Below are 24,512 nucleotides of genomic sequence, written 5' to 3'. Positions count from 1 at the left end.
AGTGCGCTCGATCCACTCGCGGACGCTCGGGTCGTAGGTCAGATCGATCGCCATGGTGGTTCCCTTTCACATGGTCCACGAGCGTTCGCTCGGTGGGGTCGTGCTGAGACGTGGTTCGAGGCTCACGGGCCCGCAGGTGACGGAATCCTCGACGGATCGACAGGCGGCGGTGACCAACGTTCGGTCACCGCGTCTTCGTGAGGTCGATACATGCGTAGTACCAGGAAGAACGGACGTGGTGGGGCGGGAAGCCAGAATTCCCGACTATCGAGGTCATCGGGTCTCGCGTACCCGACCACGATTCGAGAGGGAGTGAACACCACACCGTCCGGCGAGGTGGTCGATCCGACGGAGAACACGTCGCCGGGTGCGTCGTACAGCCAGCCGGTATCGGCCTCGTACAGGGTGACGCTCCAGAACGCCTCTGCGGGTGGGGGTTCGGAGAAAGTGATCTCGTAGGTGCGGCCTCCGAGGCCCGTCAGGGCGTTCCCGTCCGAGTCGACGTACGTGTTGTACGAGCAGTTCTCCTCGACGACGTTGGCTCCGAGCCCCACGAAGTTCATGACGGCGCGTGCCACGAAGTTGTGTCCGTGTGCGCCCTTGTCGAGTACCCGCGTCCATCCGGACGCCGTGCGTCGCCCGAGGCGTGATCGGGACGTGTCGAGCAGGGACATGGCGCGTGTGAAGCCGAGGTCGGCGCCTTGTGACACCACCTCGTCGAGATCACCGACCTCCGGCGTACCGGGACCGACGTTCAGCTGACGGAACTGGTGAACGTGCGACACATCCTGCACCGGAACACCGTTGACGGCCACCACGGCATCGAGGGCCGTCAGGAACGCGGCGGCGGACGACTCCACCTCCTCCCGGAGCAGCACGGGCCACGAACGGGAGCGGGGAGGTGGACCGGTGAGGACGACCGAGTCCTGCAGTGTCCTGACCGTGTCGATGTCGGGAGCGCCGTGAACCTGGATGCGCATGAGCAGCCACATCAGCGGGGTGGACACGGGAAAGGACACGACGTCGGACGACCGCGCGGTGTCGGGGTCGTCCTGGCCCGGCGCGATCACCACGATCCTGCGTGGGCCGTCCGGATGCGTCCGCGCGCTGACGTTGCTCACGTTGCTGTGGGCGTCCAGGAATTCGAGGGTGTAGTACCTGCCACCGAAGTCGGGTAGCTCGATGGTCACCGGTCCGTCGGTCAGATCCAGCCAGGCATTGGAGTAGACCGTGTCGACGTTCGGAACCCGGAACTGGCGGAAATCCGAACCGGCCGTGCTTCTCTCGTGGACCAAGGTGTTGACGGACCACGGTGCACCGTCGGCATCCGGAGCGCACTGTGCACACATGCTCGCGTACTGGTAGACGGCGGGCGCGCCGTACAGCACTGCCTGCTGCGCGAGCACGGACGCGAATGTGAGCGCCTCGTCGGGGGCCACGGGTCGGACGTCGTCGGACGTCGATTCCTGGTACTGGTCGGTGCGAGCAGGGTCGTACGGCGTCGGGCCACTCACGGTGGCCGCTTCTCGTCCTCGAGTCATCCGACACTCCTTCACCCGGCGCACCGACCTGTACGCGACCCCGCCATCGCTCTTGACTCTGCCCACCCTACTTGGTGAACTGAGGTCAGTTCAACAAAGGAGATGGACATGAGTGCTCTCGGTAGATCGATCCGGACGACCACGATCGCTGTGGTCGGGGTGGTGGCGCTGACGATGACGGCGTGCGGCAGCAGCGGTGGAGGGGGTACCTCTCCGGTGGAGGGGAGCTGGGACGACGTCGTCGCCGCGGCGAAGTCCGAGGGGTCGGTGATGTTGTACTCGAGCCAGAACACCACGATCCTCGACAGCGTGAAGAAGGCCTGGAGTCAGACGTACCCCGAGATCACTCTCGATTTCGTTCGCGGAACGGACGCGGATCTGAATCCTCGTGTCGAGACCGAGAACAAGACCGGCAAGGGCACTGCGGACGTACACGTGGTCACGGACACGGCATGGATCGCGTCGGCGGCGGAGTCCGGCGCGTACTCCCAGTCTCTGAAGGGCGACGCGTTCGACGATCCGGACTACGGACGGGACCGCAGCGTCAAGAACGACAGGTTCTTCCTCGACGTCGCCGCCACCTTCGGCATGGGGTGGAACACGGGTACCGTGCCGACCGGACTCACGGATCCGCGCGATGTCCTGCGCCCCGAGTACCGAGGCAAGGTGGGCGTGGTCAACCCCGTCGGCATCGCGTCCTACGTGGATCTCTACCGCTTCTACCGCGAGAACTTCGGCGACGATTTCGTGGATCAACTCGCCGAGCAGCAGCCTCGTATCTACCCGAGCTCGCTGGGGGTCGCGCAGGCACTCACCTCCGGTGAGGTCGTCGTCTCCCCCATGGTCCAGCCTCTCGTGCAGGAGGTCGCGTCCGGAGCTCCGGTGAACTGGGCGCTCCCGACGCCGTCGTGGGGAACACCGTTCTACGGTCACGTCACGTCGGTCGCGCCTCATCCCAACGCTGCGCAGGTTCTGGCCGACTTCCTGGTCAGCCCCGAAGGTCAACGGGCGCAGGCGATCGGGGTCGCGACTGCGCTGCCCGGTATCGACGGCGCGACCGCCGACGCCCATGACATCGCCGGGCCCGATCCGACACAACTCACTCCCGAGTTCATCGAGCGGGAATCACGTGAGTGGGAGCAGAAGTTCCAGGGCTGACCGAGCCACGGAACGGCCCCGGGCTCAGTGCCCGGGGCCGAACGTCACGGTGCGGGCCACGATCAGTGCCAGGACGCCGAGACTCGCAGTGAGGACTGCCAGTACGTGAGCGCGCGCCGGGATTCCTCGCGGCGCGTCCGGGCCGGCGTCCGCGCGCCTGCGCTTCCGTCGCCGAACGATGTCGACGACGAGCGCAGCGACGGCGCCGGTCAGTACGACGCCGGCGGCTACAGCCGTCGGTACGTCACCCTGGTGGGTGGCCAGGCGCAGACCCACCAGGGCGCACACCGCCACCGAGCACTCGGTGCGCCGCCAGGCGAGCGCCGTCCGTTCGACCTGGAGACCACCGTCCCCGAGTGCGCCCGCTGGCCTGTCCTCGGGTGGTCCCGTCACGAGAAGACCGACCAGACGACCAGCGCTGCGGCCACCGCCAGCAGGACGGCCAGGGGTGCTCCGACACGAGGGGACGGAAGCGGCCGATTACGGCGCAGGCTCGATTCGACTGCGCCCCAGGCCCACCACGCGTGCAGCGGCAGAACGACGGAGCATCCGATCAGCAGCACCGATGCGATGCGTGCGGGCGTCGTGTCCCCTCCGACCTCGAACACGTCGAGCGCGACTCCGGCTGCCATGAACGCCAACGATGTTCGAATCCACGCGAGGTACGTCCGCTCGTTCGCCAGGCTGAACCGTGCGTCCGGTTCGGCACCGACGGCGTAGACCCGGCGCGGGCGCCGACGATCGTGCGCCTCCTCCTGGGACATGACTTCTCCTGACGGTCGAGGGCTCGCAATGTCACTAAGAATCCCTAGCCTAATCGAACTCACTTCAGTTATGGTCGTGGTGTGACTGCACCCGACTGCTCGGATGGTGGCGACGAGCTGTTCCGCGACGCGCGCGCGCTGCAGATCTGGGGATTTCCGCTCGTCTTCGCTCAGCGACTGCGTCTCCGGTTCACATCCCCGCTGGAGCCTGACGTGGACCGGCCGCTCACATCGGCGGGTGCAGCGCTGAACACGATGGGCCATCAGCGCAGGTTGTCCGATCCCACCCTCACCGCAGGAGTGGCTCCCAACGTGGACACGCTCTACTCACTGGCCTTCGTCGACCTCGATGTCGGGTCGTTCACGCTTCGAATGCCCGATCTCGGTGACCGCTACTACTGCATTCAGCTAGGTGAGGCCGACTCGACGACCATCGCGGTACAGGGTCTGCGGACACACGGGAGCCGTTTGCCGACACTGCATATCGTCCGCTCGGGCAGCGAGGTGGTCATGGCGGACGACGAACTACTGGTGGCCTGCCGAACACGTCATGTCATGGTTGCAGTGCGCATCCTGGTGCGACCGGACGATGCCGAGGATCTCCGGCGAGTGATCGCCGTGCAGGACGCCATCGTGCTGGACGGGCCGCGTGCGCCCGGAGCTGCGTGCGACGCTGCCACCCGCACGCTCGTCCTCCGTGAACGCGATGACGAACTACGCGATCCGGAAGCCTTTCTCGACTCGCTGGACCACGCCGTCGCCGGTGTCGCGGCGGCGGACGTGCCACCCGCGGTCCGCGAGAGCTTGGCGCGACTGCGTAGAGCGCTGCACGCAGGGGAACAGTTCACGCGAGCACGTTCGCAGTTCGCAGCAGGGTTGTCCGACGGCCTGGATGCGATCGCCGACCGGGTGAGGTCGCTGGGCCGGACGACGAACGGCTGGTCGGTCAACGAACTCGGCACGGATTTCGGCGACGACCATCTTCTGCGCGCGGCCGTCGCGTTGTCTCAGATCTACGTCAACCCGGCGGACGAGGCGCTGTACCCGGTGTGTGAGGTGGACGACGGTGGGCGCCCCTTGTCGGGTGCGCATTCCTACGACATCACTTTCGCTGCCGGCGAGGCGCCGCCGGCGCGCTTCTTCTGGTCCCTCACCGTCTACCACAAGCGAGGACTGCTGTGCGAGAACTCGATCGGCCGATATGCAATCACCGACCGGACGCCCGGCGTGACGGTGGCGCACGACGGATCCCTGACCGTTCGACTCGCGTCGACCCCGCCCGCGGAAGGGACGAGCAACTGGCTCCCGACTCCGTCCGGAGACTTCCGGTTGATGCTGCGGCTGTACGGACCCTCGGACCGGGCGTGGAGCCCGCCAGTCGTGCGGCGGACGCCCGCCAGGTCGTCTCGGACCGTGGGGGACCGATGACCGACACGCGATCCGGAGGGATCGAACTCGGACCGGTATCTCGACGGGTGTTGTGCGAGTTCGCATCCTGTGGCCGCGGACCCCTGCCGAGCACCACCGCGGTGGCCCGTGCTCTCCACATCAGCGAGCCGCACCTACGGCGCCTGCTCGCCGGTGAGTCGACCACTCTGGGTGCTCTGCGTGCTCGACACGACGCCGCCCGCGCGGTGGAGGCGCTTCGGCGCGGCGAGGCCCTGGACATCGTGTCGGCCCGATTGGGCTACTCGGAACCACGGGCGTTCCGGCGCGCCTTCCGGCGGTGGACCGGCATGACGCCGAGTGCGGTCGGTGCGGCATGACCGGGGTGACCTCGACCCGTCATGTCGTGCTGCGATCGTGGCCGAACGGCGCACTGACGAGTGGCGATCTCGAGGTGGTGGAGGCGCCGGTGCCCGAGCTCCGGGCCGGCGACGTGCTCGTCCGCAACACGTGGCTCTCGATCGATCCGTCGATCCGCATCCGGCTGTCGAGGCAGACGCCGGGAGGCTACCTCCCCCCCTTCGCGCCGGGGCAGGCACTGGAAGGTCTCGCTCTCGGCGTCGTCGAACGATCGGAAAGCTCCGCTTTCGCTGTCGGTGACATCGTCACGCACACACTGGGTTTCCGGGAGCACGCCCTCATCTCGGCCGACACCGCGACGATCGGCGGCTACGGGTCGCCCACCGTCGTCCGTCCGGGTGGTCTGCCCGAGCAGTGGTTCCTCGGCCCCCTGGGCAGTTCCGGGCTCACCGCGTACGCGGGGATGATCGGCATCCTCGACGTGGGGCCCGCGGACACGGTGTGGGTGTCCTCCGCGGCCGGCGCGGTCGGTGGTCTCGCGGCGGGACTCGCGGTGGCACGAGGGGCCACCGTCATCGGCTCGGCAGGATCCGCGGCCAAGGTGGCTCATCTGCGCGCGGCCGGCCTGGCCGACGCCTTCGATCATCACGAATCGCTGCCGTCGGCGTTGGCCGCCGCGGCGCCCGACGGCATCGACGCGTACTTCGACTGTGTGGGCGGTGATCACCTGACTGCAGCGATCGACGCACTCCGACCGAACGGACGTATCGCGATGTGCGGCCAGATGTCTCAGTACGACGCGGCCGACGCGCCGAGTCTTCCCGGCAACCTGTTCCAGTTCGTGTCGAAGAATCTGTCGATGCGGGGGTACCGGGCCGGATCGTTCCTGCACCTCGAAGCCGACATGCGCGCGGAGATCACCTCCCTCATCGACGCGGGCCGTCTCGGGTACGACGAATGGGTGCTCGACGGACTCGATTCGGCCCCGGCCGCACTGGTCTCGATGCTGGCAGGGGAGAACATAGGTAAGACGCTTGTCCGACTGGGATGACCTCGCGGGCGTCACCGTCGGAACTCAGTCGGCGGAGAGGGAGTCGAGCAGCGTTGCGAGGCGGTCGGGGGCGCTGATCATCGGCATGTGTCCGGAGTCCATGTGCACGACGTGCCCCGACCCGGCTCCGGCGCGGACCAGTGCGGACGAGGCTTCCTGCAGTTCCGGCGGGTAGCACGTGTCCCTCGCCGTCCGGATGTAGGTGCGGGGGACGTCGACCCGGAGGCCGGAGAGATCGACGGCCTCGGTGAGCAGCGCGCCGGAGTCGTCGACGAGCTGCTGGAGTGTCCACGCGGTCTGCTCGTCGTCCATGTCGTTGCACAACATGGCCTGTGCCCCCTCGGGGCCCTGGACGTATCTGCCGTCCACGATGGAGGCCTTCACGATGTCGCGAACCGCAGGATCGATCCCGTCGATCACCGCCGTTCCGTCCGGCGGGACCACCGCGGCCAGGAAGACGACGTGCCGGACACGGTCCTGCAGCCTGTCGAGAACGCGAGGGACCGACACTCCGGCGAACGAGTGGGCCACCAGCACGATGTCGGTGACATCCTCACGCTCCACGTCCGCAACGATTGCGTCGGCGCAGTTTTCCAGGGTGACGGTGCGCAGGTCGATGTCTGCGCGTTCACCGCGGCCGGGAAGGTCGACCGCGACCACGCGACCGGTCAACCGCGGTACGAGGCGGTCCCAACACGACGCGCCCATTCCGGCACCGTGCACGAGTACGAACGACATGATGTGTCTCCATTTCTTTCGTGATGTGCCGCTGCTGCGGTTCAGCGGCATCGGGATTCTAGAGTTCTGCGCCTGTTCGATATCCCTCTGCGATCGCGTGACCGATGCGCCGTGGTGTGACGCAATCTCCGATGACGCTGACGGTGGAGCTCGAGTCCAGTCCGAACGACGACAGTGCCACTCGCGGCTGGTGCCACACGATGGCGGCGTCCTCGTAGGGCAGGTCGCCGGCCCCGAAGATCGGGCGCAAGGTCACCGGATCTGCCGGGTCGTCGGGAACGTGAAGGGCATGCGCGACCTTGACGTCGACCCCTGCGTTACCCAGTCGATCGAGCAGCGGTCCTGCACTCTCGGTGGGGATTCGGGACGCGAGAGCCGTGAGCGTCGTGGCCACGGTGACCTCCCAGCCCCGCTGCGCGAGTGCTTCGGCTGCGCTGTACGCCGGCCAGAAGCCGTCACCGTCGTCGAACACCACCACCCTGCCCGCATCGGCCGAGACGCGGCCGAGCAGAACGTCGTCGACGCTGTAGGCGGTCCGCGTCCGGAGGGATGGGGTCACGTCCGCGGGACGCGATCCGGTCGCCACCACGATGTGGTCCGACGCAGAGCGAATCTCGTCCAGATCGTCCTGGCCGATTCCGGCCGACAGGTGAACCTCGACCTTCAGCCGACGCATCTCCCGTTCCAGATAGTCGACGATGTCGATGAGTGTCGCGCGATGGGGCGCCGAGGCAGCCACCCGCACAGATCCGCCGAGGGCACCGCTCTTCTCGAACACCGTGACTCGGTGGCCCCTCCCTGCGGCCACGCGAGCGGCTTCCAGGCCGGCGGGGCCGCCGCCGATCACGACGACGTCCTTCGTCGCGCGGGCTCGTCGACCGACGTCGACGTGTCGACCGCGCCCGATCTCGGCATTGACCGCGCAGTGCAGATGCGGGTCGAAGGCCCTGCAGTCCTGGTTGACGCCGAGGCAGCCGCGTATCTCGTCGAGGCGACCGGTTCGGGACTTGTTCGGCAGTTCGGGGTCCGCGATCAGCGCCCGCGCCATGCCGACCATGTCCACCTGTCCGGTCTTGATGGCGTGGTCCGCAACGCCCGCATCGCGAATCCGCTGTCCGACGAGAGTCGGTGTCCCGGTCGCCGATCGGACCCTCGCAGCCGACGGGATCGCGACCGCGTCCGCGCCGGTGGAATCCTTGACGTACTTCCCGCGGGTGCCGTGGGTGATGCTGAAGTAGTCGACGCCGACCGCGGCCACGTTCTCGGCGATGCGAACGCAGTCGTCGATCGACATTCCGCCGGGGATCTCCTCCTCCCCGCTCAACCTCACTCCGAGCACGAGCCCCGCGGGCATCTCCGACCGCATCGCCTCGATCACCATGCGGGTGAAGCGCATTCGGCCGTCGAACGAGCCGCCGAAATCGTCCGTCCGTTGGTTCGTGAGCGGGGACATGAACTGAGCGGGGAGGTACCCGTGCGCAGCATGGAGCTCCACCCCGTCGACGCCTGCTCGCACCAGGTTTCGCGTCGAGGTGCGCCATCCCTCGACGATGTCCTCGATCTCCGCGACCGACAGTTCGTGGGGTGGGTAGGCGTCGCGCGCGGTCTTGATCGCCGAGGGCGCGGAGGGTGGCGCATCCGATTCGCCGCCGATGAATTCACGTCCGAGATGGCAGAGTTGGCCGATGAATCGTGCGTCGTGTCGATGCGCCGCCGACACTTTGGCCGCTGTGCTCGGAATGACCTCGACCCGGTAGGCCTCGATCAGCTTGCGCGATCGCAGCGTCGTCGTCGGGTGCACGACCGTGGCACCCCCGATGATCAAGCCCACTCCACCCGCGGCCAGACGCTCGACGTGCTCGGTGTCCCTGTGGGTGGGCACACCGTCGACCGCCATCGACGTGCCCGCCGGGAGCGCGACCAGTCGGTTCTTCAGCGTGAGTCCGCCGATCCGGATCGGTGAGAAGAGGTGGGGAAAGTGGTCGTTCATGCGGACTCGGTTCTGTCGGCGGGTGTTCTGGGGCGGACGAGGACTCGAACACGCGGTTCCTCCGCCAGGTCGAGCGCGAGGTCCGTTCGGACGAGCCGTTCCGGAACGGTGAGACGCACGGTCTCCTGGGCGGAGTACTCGGCCCAGTTCCGGAAGGTGCAGAACTCGACGTACGTCGAGGCGGAGTCGCTCACCCTGGTCAGCGCCCATCGCGATGCGCCGAGGCGCAGGCGCGACGACCTCAGACGAGTCATGGCGTGGACGAAGTGGTCCGCCCGCTGCGGACGGACCACGTACGTCGTCTCGACGACGATTGTCGCGCCACGATGACCCGGTTCGAGTTCCGGCGGTCCGGCGGCACCGGACGGGTCGGGCGCGATGGAGTCGCTGGGCAGAATGCCTCGGCGCAGCAGTCCGATCGACGACACCGACATCGCGACGGCGGAGAGTGCGACAGCGGAGACGAGCCCCATCGTGTCGGCGAGGAGCCCCCACAGAAGGGCACCGACCGCTTGGCTGCCCTGGAACGTCAGCATCACGACGGCGATGACTCGGGCCTTGATCCACGGTGGCACGACCGCGTGCGTCGCGATCATCCACGTGCTCTGCACGCCGACCCAGGCCGCGCCGACCATCACCAGTAGAGCGACCACGACCGGCATCCACGGCACGAAGGCGAGACCGAGCAGAACCAGTGCGTACGCGGCAGAACCCAGGGCTGCGAACACGTTCCAGCTCAGGCGTCGTCGCAGCGGCATCGAGGCGATGGTGCCCGCCACCGCGCCGACACCGATCGCCCCGGACAACACTCCGAACTCGAACGTCGTCACGTGGAGCATCTCGTACGCCACGAGCGGCAGCAGAGCCCACAGGCAGCTCGCCGGCAGGCCGAACATCACGACACGGAACAACAGTCTCCGCGTCCATCGCGAATGACGGATGAACCGCAGACTCGTCGCCACCGATTCGAGAACCGACTCGGTCCTGGGAACTCGCCCGGACCGAGGCGGGATCTGACCGGCCGCCAGGACGACGCAGATCGCGAACACGACCGTGACGAGAGCGAAGGTGGAGGTGGCGCCCCATGCGGCCAGGAGTGCCCCGCCGAGTACCGGACCGATGGCGCGTGCACCGTTGAAGATGGCGCCGTCGATCGCGGGCACGACGGTCATCATCTCGCGGGTCGCCAGCGTCGGCAGCAGCGATTGCCAGACGATCGCCACCGACGCCAGACCGCACCCCGACAGGAACACGGCCGCCATCAGAACCGGCATCGTCGCGAGGTCGAGGACCTGGAGCACCGTGAGCACTGCCGACGTGACCAACAGACCGATCGCCGTGCCGGTCAGCAGAGTTCGATGGCCGGCGTGCTCCGCTATCGCGCCGAGGGGGAGGGAGAGCAGAAAGAAGGGCAGGCTGGCGGCGAACTGGACGCCCGACACTGCGAACGCGGATTCTCCTGCTCGGGTCAGGGTCCACTGGACCGCCAGAACCAGGATCCAGATGCCGATGGCGGCGCCGAGTTCGAAACCCAACATCATGCGTAATCGGCGCACACGCAACGGCGTCAGGAGTGTGACGGTCGGTGGTCGTGTCATGGCCTGTGCCCCTTCGCCGCCCGCCGGCATCACCGGATGAAGCCCGACGTCACCGGATGAAACGCTGTTCCCACTCCGCCTGGTACTCGGTGACCGCTGCGGGGTCGAGGTCCGCGGGGTCGGTCAGTGCGATGTCCTGTGCGCGTCCGACCGACTCCGGGATGTTCGGCAGCACACTCGCGTACCCCTTCGACAACGCCTGCTGGCCCTCGGGGGAGACGAGGAAGTCGGCGAGAAGTTGCGCTGCATTCGGGTGCGGTGCGGACGCGAGAACATGGGAGTAGTAGGGGGCCCCCACGCCGGGTCCGGCCTGAACCACCCGACGGGTGCGCCTGCCTCCTGCTCGCGCACGAGGGGTTGGACCATCGGCGTGGCGATGATCTCTCCGGACCCGAGGCCCTGTGCGACGGCCAGAACACCGGGATAGACACGTGGCTCGTTCTGCGCGAGTTCGTCGGTGTAGTCGGGTGACCAGTTGCGGTCGAAGAACCGGAACTGATCGGTCACGGCGGCGAAGCCCGCAGGATTGACGACGCCGACACGTCCCCGCAGTTCGGGAGCCAGGAGATCCTCCGGACTGTCGAGACCGTCCGGCAGTGCCGTGGTGTTCCAGCCGAGCCCCAGAACGGCGGCGCTGGTGAGGAAGAGCTTGTCGTTCACCACGCTGGTGTCTCGACCGTAGTCGGGGTTGTCGAACGAGGGGCCGACGACGTTCACCGAGTACTCGCCCGAGTCGGCGGCCGCGCGGATCCACGCGGGGTCGGTGGTCATGTGGACGTCGCCGATCCCGCGCCCGGACTTGTGCTCCGCGTCCACGCGGGGGTTCAGCTCGACGTCGGAACCTCGCGTGAACTCCACCGTGATGCCCGGATACGTCGCTTCGAATCCGGCTTTCACCGAGGCGAGGTTCTCGGGGTGCTGCGACGAGTACAGGTAGACGGATCCCTCGTCCTTCGCCGCGGCGACCACGTCGTCCCACGTGCCCGACACCGGTCCGGTCGCTGTCGCCCCACCGCTGCAGGCCGCCGACAATCCGACTGCGGCTGCCGATGTCAGCGCCGCGAGCGTACGACACCACGTGCTCATGAGGGTCTCCTGTCAGTTGTGGTCGACGGCGTCAGTCGAATGCGAGTTCCGGTGTCCGGCAGATGAGCAACCGGCGTATCGAGCCGGCCGCGTCGACCGACGCGGTCGCGTTGAAGGACGCCTCGAAGTCGCCGTCTCGCGTGGTCCGCCCCAGTACGAGTTCCACGTCGCCCACCCGGGATCCGACGTCGATGTGATGAACGAGGGTGCTCTTCTCACGCTGGGCGAGGTAGAGGACGAGTCCCTCTCTGTCGCCGACGAATTCGGCGGACGCTCCCTCCCCACGGGAGAACTGCACGGACATCCGGAAGTCGTCCGTGATCATGGTCAGCACCCGGTCGGGATCTTCGGAGTCCATGTACGAGAACCATGTTCGCAGGATTGCTGTCGCATCAATCGTCATCGTCGTGCTCCCGTCGGGTCGGTCGAGGGCGCGTCGGAACCGGCCCACGGCACCAGTGCGTGGTCGGGATCGAACGACACCTGGTAGCGGTCGATCAGTCCGTTCTCGTCGAGGTGCATCGCCGCGACGAAATATCCCGTCACGACATCGCCGTGCTCGGTGACGGCTCCCTGGGCGAACTGGACGTCGCCGTCCTGTGCGCGTCGCAGCAGCCGATGCTGCCGGCCGACAGGGGGACGTCCGGTGAGGTAGTCGAGCATCGCGGCGCGACCGGTGCCGGCTCGGGCTCCCGTCGGGACGATCATCACGAAGGAGACGTTCTCCGCCAGCATGTCGGTCGCCTGCTCGAGCTCACCGCTGTCGAGGGTGGCGTAGTAGGACTCGATTCGAAGCATGAACCGAACTTAGTTCAAGAAAAGTCCGCATGTCTTCCATTTCGCCGATACTCTCGAAACAGAACTGAACTCGACTCAGGAGTGTTATGTCTGCAGCGATCGACGACGTCACCTACTCGCCCTGGCCGGAGGCGGAGCCCGCGGGCCTGATTCCCGGGCCGGAGCAGACCGATCTCCGGTCCGCGATGCGCGCAATACTGGCGCGGCACCGTGGGCGAGACGAGGGGGACCCGACGGCACTGTGGCGGACACTCGTGGACGACATGGCCGTGACCATGCTGTCCGTTCCCGAGGATCGTGGCGGCCTCGGGTACGGGATGACGGACATGGCCGTGGTCCTGGAGGAGTGCGGCCGAGCGCTCGTGTCGGAGCCGGTGCTGTTCGCGGCCGGTGTCGGCGTGCACGCGCTGCTCCGAGCTCCGGCCGGAACTGTGGACGAGATGCTGTCCGGTGCCCTCGCCGGTGAACTCCGCGTCGCGGTGCACCTGCCCGTGTCGCAGACGCGACGAGCTGCCACGCAGGTGATCACGGCCGACCAGACGGCAGACGGGTGGCGTCTGAGCGGTGTCGCGACCGACATCGTTCACGGTGCCTCGGCCGATGTCGTCGTGGTCGGGGCGCACACGGCGGACGGCGCCCGAGTGTTCGCCGTACCCCTCTCCGACGCGGTGCGCGCCGTCCCGCGGACGGTCATCGACCCGACGCGGCCGCGCGCCGACGTGCACCTCGACTCGGCAACGGCGTCCGTGCTCACCGAGGTGGCGGACACGGCCTCCGCTCTCGACGACCTGACAGCGCGAGCGACGATCGGGCTGGCGAGCGAGCACACGGGAATCGCCGATCGCATGCTGGAGATGACCGTCGAGTACGTCACCACCAGGCAGCAGTTCGGTCGGCCCGTCGGCTCCTTCCAGGCCGTGAAGCACCGACTCGCCGACCTGCTCCTCTCTCTCGAACGAGCGCGATCGGCATCCCGCTTCGCTGCTGCGCTCCACGACAGCTCCCCGGACCGTGCCGCGCTCGCGGTCGCGATCGCCGGCGCCGTGTGCACGGAGGTCGCGTCCGAGTCGGTCGCCGAGGCGGTGCAGCTGCACGGTGGCGTCGGCTTCACGTGGGAGCACCAGGCGCACAGATACTTTCGCCGAGCTACCGGTGACGAGGCGCTGCTCGGCGATGCGGTGTACCACCGCCGCCGCATCGCCGACCTCATCGGGCTGAACCCGGTTCGATTCGAGGGTTGACGCGCTCGACCCCATGCCGTAAAACTGAAGTGAATCCAGTTCAAATCGTGACGCAGCCCAAGGAGATCCCATGATCGACACCGACCACATCCTGCTCGAGAAGGACGGCGACGTCGCTCGCGTCTGGCTCAACCGCCCGCACAAGAAGAACGCGGTGACTCCGGAGCTGCTGTACCGACTCGACGAGATCATCGCCGAGGTCGACGCCGACCCGAACCTCAAGGTCCTGGTCCTGCGCGGTGTGAACAACACCTTCTGCTCGGGGTTCGACCTCGACATCCTGCTGTCCGACTACGTCGGCAGTACCAACGCCATGGACGTGGCCGTGCTCTCGGCCAAGGTCTGCGATCGCCTGTACTCCATGAACACTCCGTCCGTCGCGGTCCTCGAGGGCTACGTCACCGCCGGTGGGTTCGAGCTCATGATCTCCTGTGATTTCGCCATCGCCGACGACGACGCCAAGATCGGCGACTTCCACATCCGCCGTGCACTGTTCGGCGGTGCGGGCCCCATCTACCGCCTCCCGCGCATGATCGGCATCCGCAAGACCAAGGAACTGATGCTGACCGGCAAGCTGCTCTCCGGTGTCGAGGCTGCGGACTTCGATCTCATCAACGCGTCCGCGCCGGCAGCCGAGCTGGACAAGACCGTCGAGGAGTTCATCGCGCAGCTCACCGACAAGAGCCCGTTCATGATGAAGCTGACCAAGATGACGATCGACCGCGGCCTCGACGCGGACATCCAGTCCCTCATGGTCATGGAGCATCTCGCCGTGGGCAACGCCCTGCAGTCCGAGGACGGGCGAGAAGGCGTCACCGCGTTCCTCGAGAAGCGTGAGCCGAAGTGGGTCGGTCGCTGATCCTCAGCGAGACACGAACGAGGAACGACGGTCGGCGGGGAGCGGGAGGATCACGATGACGAACGGTCTCGGGACACAGCGGGTGGTGTTGCAGGGCAGTAGATGCACTGTGTGCGGCACGGTCGCGTACCCGGCGTCGAGTCTCTGCTCCCGGTGCGTCACGCCCACGGCAGAACCCGTCGACCTGAGTACGTCGGGCACCGTGTGGGCCCACACGGTGCAGCGCTTCCCGCCCAAGTCGCCGCCGTACGTGCCACCCGCGGGCGGGTTCACCCCGTTCGCGGTCGGCTGGGTCGAGTTGAGCGAGGGCATCCGCATCGAGGCGATTCTCGACACCGAGAACGTCGACGATCTGCACGGAGCGCTCGTCCACCTCACGGCCGTCGTGCCGGTTCCCCGGTTCGAGGTCGTCGCGGCCGGCCCGTCGTCCGCACCGAGCACACTGGGAGACACCGTATGAGCGAGTCCGTGGTCATCGTCGGAGTGGGATTGTCGAAGTTCGGTCGCCAGCCCGGTGTCAGCGGCCGAGCGATGGCCGTCTCGGCCATCACCGCCGCGCTCGCCGACGCGGGCATCGCCTGGCCGGACGTCGATGTGGCGTTCGGCGGCAGCGACTCCGCGGGCCTCGCCGACACGCTCGTCAGTGAACTCGGTTTCACCGGACTGCCGTTCACCAACGTGCGGAACGGCTGCGCCACGGGCGGCAGCGCCCTGTTCTCGGCGGTCAACGCCGTTCGTGCAGGATCGGCGTCGATCGGCCTGGCCGTGGGCTTCGACAAGCACCCGCGTGGTGCTTTCGATCCCACGCCCGCGGAGTGGGGTCTGTCCGAGGGGTACGGCGAGGCGGGTCTGATGGTGACCACGCAGTTCTTCGGCGCGAAGATCTCCCGCTACATGCGGCAGCACGGCATCACCCCGGACACCCTCGCGCGCGTCGCCGAGAAGTCCTACCGCAACGGCGCACTCAATCCCAATGCGTGGCGCCGCGAACCCATGTCGGCCGAGGCGATCGCCTCCGCCGACATGGTGAACGATCCCCTCACGCGGTACATGTTCTGTTCTCCCGGCGAAGGCGGTGCGGCCGTGATCGTGGCCTCACCCGAGGTGGCCGAGCGGTTGACGGGCCGGCCGATCCGCTTGCGCGCCATCACCCATCGGACGCGGCGATTCGGCTCGTTCGAGGTCTTCAGTCCGTCCGTCCAGGGCATCGGCGAGCCGACCAGCGTCAGCGCGGATGCCGCGGCAGCCGCGTTCGAGCAGGCCGGGATCTCCCCGTCGGATGTCGACGTGGCCCAACTGCAGGACACCGAGAGTGGCGCCGAGCTCATGCACATGGCCGAGTGCGGCTTCTGCGAGCACGGCGAGCAGGAGCAGTGGATCGCCGAGGGAGCCACCGAGATCGGCGGACGTCTACCCGTCAACACCGACGGTGGGTGCATCGCGAACGGTGAACCGATCGGCGCCTCCGGTCTGCGCCAGGTGCACGAGGTGGTCACCCAGTTGCGCGGGGAGGCCGGCGATCGTCAGGTGCCGGGCGGGCCGTCCATCGGCTTCACCCATGTCTACGGGGCACCGGGCATCAGCGCCTGCACCGTTCTGTCCGTCTGAACCAGTCCGATCCGACCAGCGAGGTCAGTCCATGAGTACCAGCACCGTGTCGTCTGACGTCCGAGCATTCACCGCCGAGGCGACGGCGTGGCTCAGCAGCATGGCCGCACCGCGGACCAGCACGACGTGGGGCGAGGGCTCCGACTCGGTGGCCGTCTTCGAGAACTGGACGCCCGAGGAGGAACGCCGGCACACGGACGTCATCCGCGACTACGAACGGCGGAAGTTCGACGCCGGCTGGGGTCCGCTCGACTGGCCCGCGGAATACGGTGGACGAGATCTCCCGCTGTCCCACGTACTCGCCTTCCGCCGCGCGGAGGACCGGTTCGATGTCCCGCGCCGCACCGAGATGTTCTCCGTGACACAGCAACTGGTGGCGCCCACGATCGAGAAATGGGGCACGCCGGAGCAGCGCGCCACGTACGTGCGAGCGATGCTGCGCACCGACCTCATGGCCTGCCAACTCTTCTCGGAGACCGAGGCCGGTTCCGACCTCGCGGCCGTCCGCACCCGCGCGGTCCGTGACGGCGACGGGTGGGTGCTGAACGGCCACAAGGTCTGGACGTCGGGAGCCACGGTCTCGGACATCGGGGTGGCAGTGTGCCGCACCGATTCCTCGGTGCCTAAGCACAAGGGCCTCACAGTCTTCCTGGTCCCGATGGACGCGGAGGGCGTCTCCGTCCGCCCCATCCGGCAGATGACGGGTGGCAGCTCGTTCAACGAGGTGTACCTCGAGAACGTGCGGCTGACCGATGCGCACCGTCTCGGCCCGGAGGGGCAGGGGTGGCAGGTCGCTCTCACCGTGCTGGCGGCCGAACGACTCGACGGTGGCAACCTCGGACTGGCGAACGCCGACCGTGCCGTGGAACTGGCACGCAATCTGGGTCGGCCCCTCACCGAGATCGAGCTGGATCAGGTTGCCGATCTCGTCGTGCACAGCCATGTTCAGCGCGTCACCGCCATGCGCGTCGCCGGCGTCGTCGTCTCCGGACGCGATCCCGGCCCCGAGGCGTCCGTCGGCAAACTGCTCGCGACCACCACGATGTCCCGGACGTCGGCGGCGGTCCGGCGGATGCTCGGCTCCGATCTGGTGTCCGACACCGGTGAATGGGGCACGTTCGCCTGGACGGAACACGTCCTGGGCGCGCCCGGATACCGCATCGCCGGCGGCACCGACGAGATCCAACACAACATCATCGCCGAGCGCGTTCTCGGCCTTCCCCGAGAGCCGAGGCCGTGACCACCGACGACACGACACACTCCGCACTGCAGCAGCGCGTCGCCGCGAAGCTCGAGACCGGTGGCCTCGGCTCGCTGCGCAGCTTCGATCCACTCCTCGGCGGACACTCCGGCCTGACCTACCGCGTGCGGACCGACGACGCCGAGTTGGTGGTCAAGGCCGTGCCCGCAGGGCAGCGCCCCGTCGGGCGCCACGACATGCTGCGGCAGGCGACCATCATGCGGGAACTCGCGGGTACGTCGGTGCCGGTGCCCACGATCGTGATGGTCGACGACACCGAGCCCTCCTGGTACGCCATGACATTCGTCCGCGGTGAGTCGCTCGAGCCTGTTCTGGACGATCCGGCCGTCGACCCGGAGCTGGCGGCCGCGCGCATGCGGCGTGCGGCGGCGGTCCTGCCCGAGCTGCACGCGGTCGATCACCGAGCTGTGCCCGACGCCGGTCCCACGCTCTCACCGGGTGACGAACTCGCCCGGTGGGCTCGCACGCTCGGCGCCGTTCCACCGGAACTGGTCGAGGGCGGAGACAGACTGCTGAGCCTTCTCGGTGCCCGCGTCCCGGATGCGGTCTCGTCGACGCTGGTGCACGGTGACTATCGCCTGGGCAATCTGATCGCGGACGGTACCGAGCCGGTCGCGCTCATCGACTGGGAGATCTGGAGTGTGGGCGACCCCCGTGTCGAGCTGGGGTGGTTCCTCGTCTTCGCCGATGGCGACAACTTCCCCGGTGTCGGGCGGTCCGTCCCCGGTCTGCCGAGCGCCGACGAGTTGGTGGAGATCTACGCCGGTGCGGGACGCGACCTGCCCGATCTGCCGTGGTTCGACGCCCTGGGACGACTCAAGATGGCCGCCATCATGGGGCACAACCTGCGTCGTCACCGGGAGGGCCGTCATCACGATCCGGACCAGGAGAAGCTGCCCGCCACCATCTCTCGGCTGATCGACACCGGAACCGCCCTGCTCGCCTGAGCTCCCTCGTCCTCGTATTCACCCGCTCGATCCGCCCTCCAGGAGGCCAACCGTGGACTTCTCCTACAGTGCTCGTACCGACGCGCTGCTCGAGACCCTCGAGACATTCATGACCGATCATGTTCTGCCCGCCGAGAAGGTGTACGACGCGCAGATCGCGGCGAACACGAACAAGCACGAGCAGCCGGCGGTGATGCGCGAACTGCAGGAGACCGCGCGCTCGCAGGGACTGTGGAACCTGTTCATGACGCACGACGGGCTCGGGGCCGGACTCACCAACCTCGAGTACGCCCCTCTCGCCGAGGTGGTCGGGCGCTCGATCATCGGCAACGAGGCCATCAACTGCTCCGCCCCGGACACCGGCAACATGGAGATCCTCGCCATGTTCGGTACCGAGGAGCAGAAGAAGGACTGGCTCGAGCCCCTGCTCGACTGTCGTATCCGGTCCGCGTTCGCCATGACCGAACCGGCCGTGGCCAGCTCCGACGCCACCAACATCACCTCGACGATCCGGCGCGACGGTGACGAGTACGTGCTCAACGGCCGAAAGTGGTACACCTCCGGCGTTCTCGACCCGGACTGCAAGCTCATCATCTTCATGGGCAAGTCCGATCCGGACGGTCCGACCTACCGCCAGCAGAGCATGATCCTGGTTCCCGCCGACAGTCCCGGCATCGAGGTCCTGCGCGATCTCCCGATGTTCGGTTTCCACGACCGTCTCGGGCACGGCGACGTCCAGTTCACCGATGTCCGAGTGCCGGCCTCGAACATGCTCGGAGCCGAGGGCGACGGTTTCGCCATCGCGCAGGGTCGTCTCGGCCCCGGCCGGATGCACTACGCCATGCGCGCCGTCGGCATGGCCGAGCGCGCTCTGGAGATGATGTGCCGCCGTTCGCTCGACCGAGTGGCCTTCGGTGCCCCGCTCGCCGATCGCGGTGTCGTGCGTGAGTGGATCGCACGCAGTCGTATCGAGATCGACCAGATCCGACTGTTGGTCCTGAAGTCGTCCTGGATGATGGACACCCGCGGTAACGCCTCGGCGCGCTCCGAGGTCGCCGCGATCAAGGTCGCGGCGATGGAGGTGGCGCACAAGGTGGTCGACCGAGCCGTTCAGACGTTCGGAGCGGCCGGCGTCAGCGACGATTTCGTCCTGGCCCGCCTGCACGCCATCACCCGCGCCCTCCAGATCGCAGACGGACCGAGCGAGGTCCATCTCCGGACCATCGCCCGCCTCGAGACGAAGAAGTACCGATGACCGACATGCATTCCCTCACCGGCAGAGTGGCCCTCGTGACCGGCGCGAGCCGCGGACTCGGCCTCGCCATCGCTCGTGGACTGCGCGACGCGGGAGCCACCGTCGTGGTGTCCAGCCGCAAACTCGAGGCGTGCGAGGAGGCAGTCGCCTCACTCGGACCGTCGACGGTGGGCAGCGCTCACGCCCGCGCTCTGCACGTCGGTCGCTGGGACGAGATCGAGCCCGCGGTCGACGCCATCGTCGACGAGTTCGGCTCACTCGACATCGTGGTCAACAACGCCGGCATCGCACCGCTGTCCGAGAACCTCGTCGGAGTGACGGAAGGGCTGTGGGACAAGACCATCGAGGTCAATCTCAAGGGTCCGTTCAGGCTGATGGCGGTGGCCGGAGCGCGGATGGCGGCCGCCGGGCGCGGGTCGATCGTCAACATCTCGAGCATCGGCGCCGTACGACCGAGCCCGCCCGAGGCCATGTACGCCGCGGCGAAGAACGGCCTCAATGCGCTGACCATGGCGTTCGCGCAGGAGTACGCGCCGCACGTGCGAGTGAACTGCGTGATGCCCGGGGGATTCGCGACGGACATGGCCGAGCACTGGGACGACGAGTTCGTCGGCAAGATCGTCGACCGGCTGCCGTCGGGACGTCTGGGTCGTCCCGAGGAGATCGCCGGTCTCGTCGTACATCTCGCGAGTGACGCCTCGTCGTACACGACGGGTGCCATCATTCCCGTCGACGGCGGCCGCACCGCGGTCTACTGAGGAGGGCGTGGACGTGACAGAAGTGAACGACACCCCGAGTCCTGCCGCCTTGTTCGATCTGACCGGCCGAACAGCGGTGGTGACCGGAGCGTCGTCCGGTCTCGGTCTTGGGTTCGCCCGGACGCTCGCCGCCGCCGGAGCCACGGTGTACGCGGCGGCACGTCGCGCGGATCGTCTGGCCGCGGTGGCGGAGACCGTCCCGGGCCTCGTTCCCGTGCGATGCGATGTGACCTCGGACGAGGACCGTCGAGCGCTGGTGGATCGGTGCCGTGCGGAGACCGGGCGCCTGGACATCCTGATCAACAACGCCGGGATGCCCGGCCCACCGGACGCGGAGCAGGAGACCGCGGAGGGTTTCTCCGCGATCCTCGAGGTGAACCTCCTCGCAGGCTTCCACCTGGCGGTGCACGTCGCCTCGACGACGCCGGACTCCGCCCCGGTCTCCATCGTCAACATCTCGTCGGTCGTCGGTCTCGTCTCGACCGCCCCCATCGGCGGTGCGAGTTACGCGGCGTCCAAGGCCGGTGTGCTCGGCCTCACCCGTGAACTCGCCGGGCAGTGGGGACGACGACGGATCCGCGTGAACGCGGTGGTCCCCGGGTGGTTCGACACCGAGATGACCGACGGGCTCTTCGAGAACGAGAAGTCGGCCGGGTGGGTGCGGCGCAACACGATGCTGGGTCGCGGGGGTACTGCGGGCGAGGTGGACGGCGCGGTGCTGTTCCTCGCCTCCGATGCCTCGTCGTACGTCACCGGGCACACCCTGGTGGTCGACGGCGGCTGGACGGCGCGCTGATGCTGGCCGTGCAACTGCTCGAGTGGGGCTCCGCTCCAGAGCTGCGGAGCATTCCCGTTCCCGAACCGACGGGCGAGCAGTTGCTGCTCGAAGTCACGGCGGCGGGTCTGTGTCGTAGCGATCTGTCCGTCTGCGATGCGCCGGCCGGACGGTTCGACTACCCGTTGCCGCTCACGCTGGGACACGAGGTCGCCGGACGCGTCGTCGCTGCCGGCCTCGATGCCGACGGGAGCACGGTGGGATCGTCCGTGGTCGTCCACGGCGTGTGGTCCTGCAGGACCTGCCGTAACTGCCGCCGGGGTCGGGAGAACTACTGTCTGGCACTGCGGCCGGTCGACGGCAGGCTCGCCGTGATCGGCAACGGCCTCGGCGCGCCGGGCGGACTGGCCGAGTACATGGTGGTTCCGCACGGCGGGGTGCTGGTCGACACCGGTTCCCTGGCACCGGAACTCGCAGCGCCCCTCGCCGATGCGGGCGCCACCGTGCATCACGCCGTCAGCGGTCAGGCCGACCTCCTCGACTCGAACGCCGTGGTCGTGATCGTCGGTGTCGGCGGTCTCGGTCACCTCGCGGTCCGAATGGCGTCGCTGCTGGGAGCCGGCCACGTGGTGGCCGTCGATCCGCGCGACGCGGCTCGGAGATCCGCGACGACCATGGGCGCCGCCGCGGTGTACTCGTCACTGGCCGACGCGGCCTCTGCCACGAGAGATCTCGGGGGCGTCGACGTGGTGTTCGACTTCGTCGGCAGCGACGACACGATGGCCGAGGGGCTGGCCACGCTCGTACCCGGAGGACGCCTCGTCGTGGTGGGGGGCGCCGGAGGGTCCGTGTCGGTGGCCAAGAACCGGGGGATCGCCGCCGGGTGGCAGGTCTCGGCCCCCTTCTGGGGCAGTCGGGCGGATCTGGTGGAGGTGGTGGCGCTCGCGGAGTCCGGGGCGCTGCTGCCCGAGGTGACCACGCGACCTCTCGACGAGGCGATCGACGCCTATGCGCGTCTGCGTGCCGGGGAGGACGCCGGCCGAACCGTGCTCCTGCCCACCACGTCCGACGAGCCCACCCCAGAACGTGATGCCGGAAAGGACCACCGTCAGTGAAGACTCTCGCGCTCGAACTGCGAGACCGCGTCCGGGAACACCCCGACGCGATCGCCGTGATCGACCTGCACGGCACCCATCGACTGGCCGACGTGATGGCTGCCGCCGAACGCGGAGCCGAGCACATGGCACAGCACGACCCCACACCTCCCACTGTGCTGATCCAGGCGGACAACACCTGGCAGACGGTGGCCACCGCACTGTCGGTCGGTCTGCGCGGAGGCGTGGTCGCCGTGCTCAGCCCGCATGCCACAGCATCGGAGTTCGTGCTCGCCGTCGAGGACGTCGACCCCGACATGGTGGTGGCCGACCTTCGCACACTCGAACAGTGGGGGGTGTCCGACCAGGACTTCCCGTCGGGCGACGCGGCGGTCGGTGACCGTCATCTGCGTGCTCGCCGTGGTGATCCGCGAGGTGTGTCGCGCTGGAACGGAGGCAGTGTCATCGCGATGACCTCCGGATCCACCGGTCGCCCGAAGTGCGTCGTCCAGTCCGAGGACGCACTGCGCTACGCCTGTTCGTGCACGAGGGACGCCGTGGGTCTGCGGCCGGGCGACGCGGTGGGCGCCTTCGTCCCCCTGTCCTCCGTCGCCGCAGCATGTTTCGGGATGTATCTGCCGCTGTTCGTGGGCGGACCGATGGTGTCGATCGGCAAGTGGTCACCGGCGGCCGCACTCGACGCGATGGCCGCCCACGACGTCCGCTGGACGATGCTGGTGCCGACGATGGCGCTGCAGCTGTCCCTCGTCGAGAACGGGGCCGGTCGACTCGCGGGGATGCGGGCGATGACGGTCGGCGGCGGGCCCATGAACGCGTCGGCTCTCGAACGGGCCGAGCAGTTCCTGGGAACGACGTTCCTCCGGGTGTTCGGCATGTCGGAGTGCCTCGGTCACACGACCGCGACCCCGGACGACGATCCTCGACTTCGCCTCGGTACGGACGGACGGCCGTTCCCCGGCACGATCGTGCGGGCCGTGAACGGTGCGGGGGAGGACGTGGGCACCGGGGAGATCGGTGACGCGCAGGTCCGCGGACCCTCGATGTTCGTCGGGTACGCACGGGGAGGACAGGTCGCGGCACCGACACTGACCGACGACGGATACCTGCCGACCGGTGACCTCGTCGAGGTGGCGACCGACGGCACCATCACCGTGATGGGCAGGCAGAAGCAGATCATCATCCGTGGTGGTCGCAACATCGACATCAACGAGGTCGAGGCGGCGGTGGCCGGCGTCCCCGGCATCGTGCAGGTCTGCGTGGTGCCGATCCCGGACGAGCTGCTGTCCGAGCGCGCCGGAGCCCTCGTGGTGACCGACGGACGCGCTCTCGGCCTGGCCGAGGTGACGGACGGATTGTCCCGTCGCGGCGTGCCACGACACAACTGGCCGGAGTACGTCTTCGCTGTGGACGATCTGCCGCAGAACCGTGTCGGGAAGCTCTCCCGACCCGATGCCGTGCGGATGGCAGCGCGTCTCGCCGGTGTTCCCGATCCGAATTCACCTCGGGACGAGTAACATGAGCACGATGCTGACACGTTGCGGGGAGGCCGGAGGCCGGCCGGGCCAGTCTTCGAGGGTGCCGCGATGAGCGTCGGAACGACGGCACGCCGCGAGAGCCCGCGCTCCAAGCGGTCTCGTATTCTCACCGTCGCCATCGAGCAGTTCGGCAGGGTGGGCTACGACCACACCAAGTGGGCGTCGGTGGCGGACGAGGTCGGAATAGGCCAGACCGCGCTCTACCACTACTTCGAATCCAAAGCGCACTGTCTGCTCACCATCATGCGTCTGGAACTGGCGGATTCCGTCGAGCGCTTCGACGCGGCCACGGCCGACCGGAGCGACCCGGAGGCGGCACTGCGAGCCGCCGTCGCGGGAGCTCTCCAGGCCTCGCCGCTGGACGCTCTGCAGCGCCGGATCCTGCAGAACCACATGGACCTTCTGGCGACGGAGCGGCAGTCGGGGAAGGAGGAGGCCGAGCGTCTCCAGTCCCGAGAGCTGGTCCAGGAGATCGAGCGTCGGTGGACGAGATTGATCGCCAGTGGCATGGACGACGGGGTTTTCGCCGAGGGAGATCCGAAGACGGTGGGACGCCTGGTCCTCGCCCTCGTCATCAGCGTGTGGCGGTGGTACCGGCCGAACGGCCCCGCCACCCTCGACGAGATCGCCGAGACCGTCACCACCGCGGTGCTCAAGATGGTGCGCCCCTGACCGCTGGGCGCTGAGC

General features: G+C 68.0%; 25 protein-coding genes. 16 read left to right on the top strand and 9 right to left on the bottom strand.

The window, feature by feature from the left end:
- Positions 1-122 precede the first annotated feature (122 nt).
- Positions 123-1,541 (bottom strand): DUF1254 domain-containing protein, encoded by a 1,419-nt coding sequence (locus QRN16_RS21410; RefSeq protein ID WP_285189861.1) that lies wholly within the window; start codon positions 1,539-1,541, stop codon positions 123-125.
- A gap of 108 nt (positions 1,542-1,649) precedes the next feature.
- Between QRN16_RS21410 and QRN16_RS21405 the strand changes: the two genes are divergently transcribed.
- Positions 1,650-2,699 (top strand): ABC transporter substrate-binding protein, encoded by a 1,050-nt coding sequence (locus QRN16_RS21405; protein ID WP_373428318.1) that lies wholly within the window; start codon positions 1,650-1,652, stop codon positions 2,697-2,699.
- Between the two features lie 24 nt (positions 2,700-2,723).
- On the opposite strand, the gene QRN16_RS21400 is transcribed toward QRN16_RS21405, so the two are convergent.
- Positions 2,724-3,092 (bottom strand): DUF202 domain-containing protein, encoded by a 369-nt coding sequence (locus QRN16_RS21400; RefSeq protein ID WP_222639995.1) that lies wholly within the window; start codon positions 3,090-3,092, stop codon positions 2,724-2,726.
- The gene (locus QRN16_RS21395; protein WP_285189858.1) at positions 3,089-3,463 is read right to left on the bottom strand and encodes a YidH family protein; all 375 of its coding nucleotides are present in this window, start codon (positions 3,461-3,463) and stop codon (positions 3,089-3,091) included. The genes QRN16_RS21400 and QRN16_RS21395 overlap by 4 nt, the downstream gene beginning before the upstream one ends.
- Positions 3,464-3,544: 81 nt before the next feature.
- Here QRN16_RS21395 and QRN16_RS21390 point away from each other — a divergent pair, with 81 nt between their 5' ends.
- From QRN16_RS21390 to QRN16_RS21380, 3 genes are read left to right on the top strand one after another with little or no spacing between them, the layout of a single operon-like run.
- A complete protein-coding gene (locus QRN16_RS21390; protein ID WP_285189856.1) occupies positions 3,545-4,891 on the top strand; it encodes a DUF1254 domain-containing protein in 1,347 nt (448 codons plus the stop codon).
- Positions 4,888-5,229: a helix-turn-helix domain-containing protein gene (locus QRN16_RS21385; protein WP_222639982.1), complete on the top strand. Its 342-nt coding sequence runs from the start codon at positions 4,888-4,890 to the stop codon at positions 5,227-5,229. The genes QRN16_RS21390 and QRN16_RS21385 overlap by 4 nt, the downstream gene beginning before the upstream one ends.
- On the top strand, positions 5,226-6,260 hold the full coding sequence (locus QRN16_RS21380; RefSeq protein ID WP_285189854.1) for an MDR family NADP-dependent oxidoreductase: 1,035 nt from the start codon (positions 5,226-5,228) through the stop codon (positions 6,258-6,260). Before QRN16_RS21385 ends, QRN16_RS21380 begins: the two co-directional genes overlap by 4 nt.
- Before the next feature lie 24 nt (positions 6,261-6,284).
- Here QRN16_RS21380 and QRN16_RS21375 read toward each other — a convergent pair whose 3' ends face one another.
- From QRN16_RS21375 to QRN16_RS21350, 6 genes are all read right to left on the bottom strand, one after another.
- A complete protein-coding gene (locus QRN16_RS21375) occupies positions 6,285-6,998 on the bottom strand; it encodes an alpha/beta fold hydrolase (protein WP_285189852.1) in 714 nt (237 codons plus the stop codon).
- A 58-nt stretch (positions 6,999-7,056) separates the two neighbouring features.
- Positions 7,057-8,988, bottom strand: a complete 1,932-nt coding sequence (locus QRN16_RS21370) for an oxidoreductase (protein WP_285189850.1) — start codon at positions 8,986-8,988, stop codon at positions 7,057-7,059.
- Positions 8,985-10,586 carry an MFS transporter gene (locus QRN16_RS21365; protein WP_285189848.1) on the bottom strand — a complete coding sequence of 534 codons (1,602 nt, stop codon included), beginning with the start codon at positions 10,584-10,586 and terminating at the stop codon, positions 8,985-8,987. The genes QRN16_RS21370 and QRN16_RS21365 overlap by 4 nt, the downstream gene beginning before the upstream one ends.
- A gap of 123 nt (positions 10,587-10,709) precedes the next feature.
- Positions 10,710-11,672, bottom strand: a complete 963-nt coding sequence (locus tag QRN16_RS21360) for a type 2 periplasmic-binding domain-containing protein (RefSeq protein ID WP_350310223.1) — start codon at positions 11,670-11,672, stop codon at positions 10,710-10,712.
- 31 nt (positions 11,673-11,703) lie between these two features.
- Positions 11,704-12,075, bottom strand: coding sequence for a hypothetical protein (locus QRN16_RS21355; RefSeq protein ID WP_222639947.1), 372 nt, complete (start codon positions 12,073-12,075; stop codon positions 11,704-11,706).
- Positions 12,072-12,470, bottom strand: coding sequence for a nuclear transport factor 2 family protein (locus tag QRN16_RS21350; protein WP_285189844.1), 399 nt, complete (start codon positions 12,468-12,470; stop codon positions 12,072-12,074). The genes QRN16_RS21355 and QRN16_RS21350 overlap by 4 nt, the downstream gene beginning before the upstream one ends.
- 86 nt (positions 12,471-12,556) lie before the next feature.
- Between QRN16_RS21350 and QRN16_RS21345 the strand changes: the two genes are divergently transcribed.
- The 12 genes from QRN16_RS21345 (at position 12,557) to QRN16_RS21290 (ending at position 24,496) form a co-directional block, all read left to right on the top strand.
- Entirely contained in the window at positions 12,557-13,711 is a 1,155-nt protein-coding gene (locus QRN16_RS21345; RefSeq protein ID WP_285189842.1) for an acyl-CoA dehydrogenase family protein, read from the top strand.
- 70 nt (positions 13,712-13,781) lie between these two features.
- Entirely contained in the window at positions 13,782-14,570 is a 789-nt protein-coding gene (locus QRN16_RS21340) for an enoyl-CoA hydratase/isomerase family protein (protein ID WP_027504435.1), read from the top strand.
- Positions 14,571-14,625: 55 nt separating this feature from the next.
- Complete coding sequence (locus QRN16_RS21335) at positions 14,626-15,030, top strand: Zn-ribbon domain-containing OB-fold protein (protein WP_027504434.1); 405 nt, start codon at positions 14,626-14,628, stop codon at positions 15,028-15,030.
- Positions 15,027-16,178: a thiolase family protein gene (locus QRN16_RS21330; RefSeq protein ID WP_285189838.1), complete on the top strand. Its 1,152-nt coding sequence runs from the start codon at positions 15,027-15,029 to the stop codon at positions 16,176-16,178. Before QRN16_RS21335 ends, QRN16_RS21330 begins: the two co-directional genes overlap by 4 nt.
- Before the next feature lie 31 nt (positions 16,179-16,209).
- Positions 16,210-17,418, top strand: a complete 1,209-nt coding sequence (locus QRN16_RS21325; protein WP_285189836.1) for an acyl-CoA dehydrogenase family protein — start codon at positions 16,210-16,212, stop codon at positions 17,416-17,418.
- The gene (locus QRN16_RS21320; protein ID WP_285189833.1) at positions 17,415-18,386 is read left to right on the top strand and encodes a phosphotransferase family protein; all 972 of its coding nucleotides are present in this window, start codon (positions 17,415-17,417) and stop codon (positions 18,384-18,386) included. Before QRN16_RS21325 ends, QRN16_RS21320 begins: the two co-directional genes overlap by 4 nt.
- Positions 18,387-18,438: 52 nt before the next feature.
- A complete protein-coding gene (locus QRN16_RS21315; protein WP_042575773.1) occupies positions 18,439-19,641 on the top strand; it encodes an acyl-CoA dehydrogenase family protein in 1,203 nt (400 codons plus the stop codon).
- Positions 19,638-20,399: an SDR family NAD(P)-dependent oxidoreductase gene (locus QRN16_RS21310; protein ID WP_502944035.1), complete on the top strand. Its 762-nt coding sequence runs from the start codon at positions 19,638-19,640 to the stop codon at positions 20,397-20,399. Before QRN16_RS21315 ends, QRN16_RS21310 begins: the two co-directional genes overlap by 4 nt.
- A gap of 13 nt (positions 20,400-20,412) precedes the next feature.
- On the top strand, positions 20,413-21,195 hold the full coding sequence (locus QRN16_RS21305) for an SDR family NAD(P)-dependent oxidoreductase (RefSeq protein WP_155956915.1): 783 nt from the start codon (positions 20,413-20,415) through the stop codon (positions 21,193-21,195).
- The gene (locus QRN16_RS21300) at positions 21,195-22,289 is read left to right on the top strand and encodes an alcohol dehydrogenase catalytic domain-containing protein (protein ID WP_285189827.1); all 1,095 of its coding nucleotides are present in this window, start codon (positions 21,195-21,197) and stop codon (positions 22,287-22,289) included. Before QRN16_RS21305 ends, QRN16_RS21300 begins: the two co-directional genes overlap by 1 nt.
- Positions 22,286-23,803, top strand: coding sequence for a class I adenylate-forming enzyme family protein (locus QRN16_RS21295; protein ID WP_027504427.1), 1,518 nt, complete (start codon positions 22,286-22,288; stop codon positions 23,801-23,803). The genes QRN16_RS21300 and QRN16_RS21295 overlap by 4 nt, the downstream gene beginning before the upstream one ends.
- 69 nt (positions 23,804-23,872) lie before the next feature.
- Positions 23,873-24,496 (top strand): TetR/AcrR family transcriptional regulator, encoded by a 624-nt coding sequence (locus QRN16_RS21290; RefSeq protein WP_027504426.1) that lies wholly within the window; start codon positions 23,873-23,875, stop codon positions 24,494-24,496.
- Positions 24,497-24,512 lie beyond the last annotated feature (16 nt).

The sequence above is a fragment of the Rhodococcus sp. MEB041 genome, from assembly GCF_030208955.1.
Taxonomy (GTDB): domain Bacteria; phylum Actinomycetota; class Actinomycetes; order Mycobacteriales; family Mycobacteriaceae; genus Rhodococcoides.
This window is presented reverse-complemented; position numbering and strand designations above follow the sequence as displayed.

Excerpts from the sequence above, each read along its gene's own strand:
- QRN16_RS21410 (WP_285189861.1), bottom strand. The coding sequence starts at position 1,541 with ATGACTCGAGGACGAGAAGCGGCCACCGTGAGTGGCCCGACGCCGTAC.
- QRN16_RS21405 (WP_373428318.1), top strand. The coding sequence starts at position 1,650 with ATGAGTGCTCTCGGTAGATCGATCCGGACGACCACGATCGCTGTGGTC.
- QRN16_RS21395 (WP_285189858.1), bottom strand. The coding sequence starts at position 3,463 with ATGTCCCAGGAGGAGGCGCACGATCGTCGGCGCCCGCGCCGGGTCTAC.
- QRN16_RS21385 (WP_222639982.1), top strand. The coding sequence starts at position 4,888 with ATGACCGACACGCGATCCGGAGGGATCGAACTCGGACCGGTATCTCGA.
- QRN16_RS21380 (WP_285189854.1), top strand. The coding sequence starts at position 5,226 with ATGACCGGGGTGACCTCGACCCGTCATGTCGTGCTGCGATCGTGGCCG.
- QRN16_RS21375 (WP_285189852.1), bottom strand. The coding sequence starts at position 6,998 with ATGTCGTTCGTACTCGTGCACGGTGCCGGAATGGGCGCGTCGTGTTGG.
- QRN16_RS21370 (WP_285189850.1), bottom strand. The coding sequence starts at position 8,988 with ATGAACGACCACTTTCCCCACCTCTTCTCACCGATCCGGATCGGCGGA.
- QRN16_RS21365 (WP_285189848.1), bottom strand. The coding sequence starts at position 10,586 with ATGACACGACCACCGACCGTCACACTCCTGACGCCGTTGCGTGTGCGC.
- QRN16_RS21360 (WP_350310223.1), bottom strand. The coding sequence starts at position 11,672 with ATGAGCACGTGGTGTCGTACGCTCGCGGCGCTGACATCGGCAGCCGCA.
- QRN16_RS21355 (WP_222639947.1), bottom strand. The coding sequence starts at position 12,075 with ATGACGATTGATGCGACAGCAATCCTGCGAACATGGTTCTCGTACATG.
- QRN16_RS21350 (WP_285189844.1), bottom strand. The coding sequence starts at position 12,470 with ATGCTTCGAATCGAGTCCTACTACGCCACCCTCGACAGCGGTGAGCTC.
- QRN16_RS21345 (WP_285189842.1), top strand. The coding sequence starts at position 12,557 with ATGTCTGCAGCGATCGACGACGTCACCTACTCGCCCTGGCCGGAGGCG.
- QRN16_RS21340 (WP_027504435.1), top strand. The coding sequence starts at position 13,782 with ATGATCGACACCGACCACATCCTGCTCGAGAAGGACGGCGACGTCGCT.
- QRN16_RS21335 (WP_027504434.1), top strand. The coding sequence starts at position 14,626 with ATGACGAACGGTCTCGGGACACAGCGGGTGGTGTTGCAGGGCAGTAGA.
- QRN16_RS21330 (WP_285189838.1), top strand. The coding sequence starts at position 15,027 with ATGAGCGAGTCCGTGGTCATCGTCGGAGTGGGATTGTCGAAGTTCGGT.
- QRN16_RS21325 (WP_285189836.1), top strand. The coding sequence starts at position 16,210 with ATGAGTACCAGCACCGTGTCGTCTGACGTCCGAGCATTCACCGCCGAG.
- QRN16_RS21310 (WP_502944035.1), top strand. The coding sequence starts at position 19,638 with ATGACCGACATGCATTCCCTCACCGGCAGAGTGGCCCTCGTGACCGGC.
- QRN16_RS21300 (WP_285189827.1), top strand. The coding sequence starts at position 21,195 with ATGCTGGCCGTGCAACTGCTCGAGTGGGGCTCCGCTCCAGAGCTGCGG.
- QRN16_RS21290 (WP_027504426.1), top strand. The coding sequence starts at position 23,873 with ATGAGCGTCGGAACGACGGCACGCCGCGAGAGCCCGCGCTCCAAGCGG.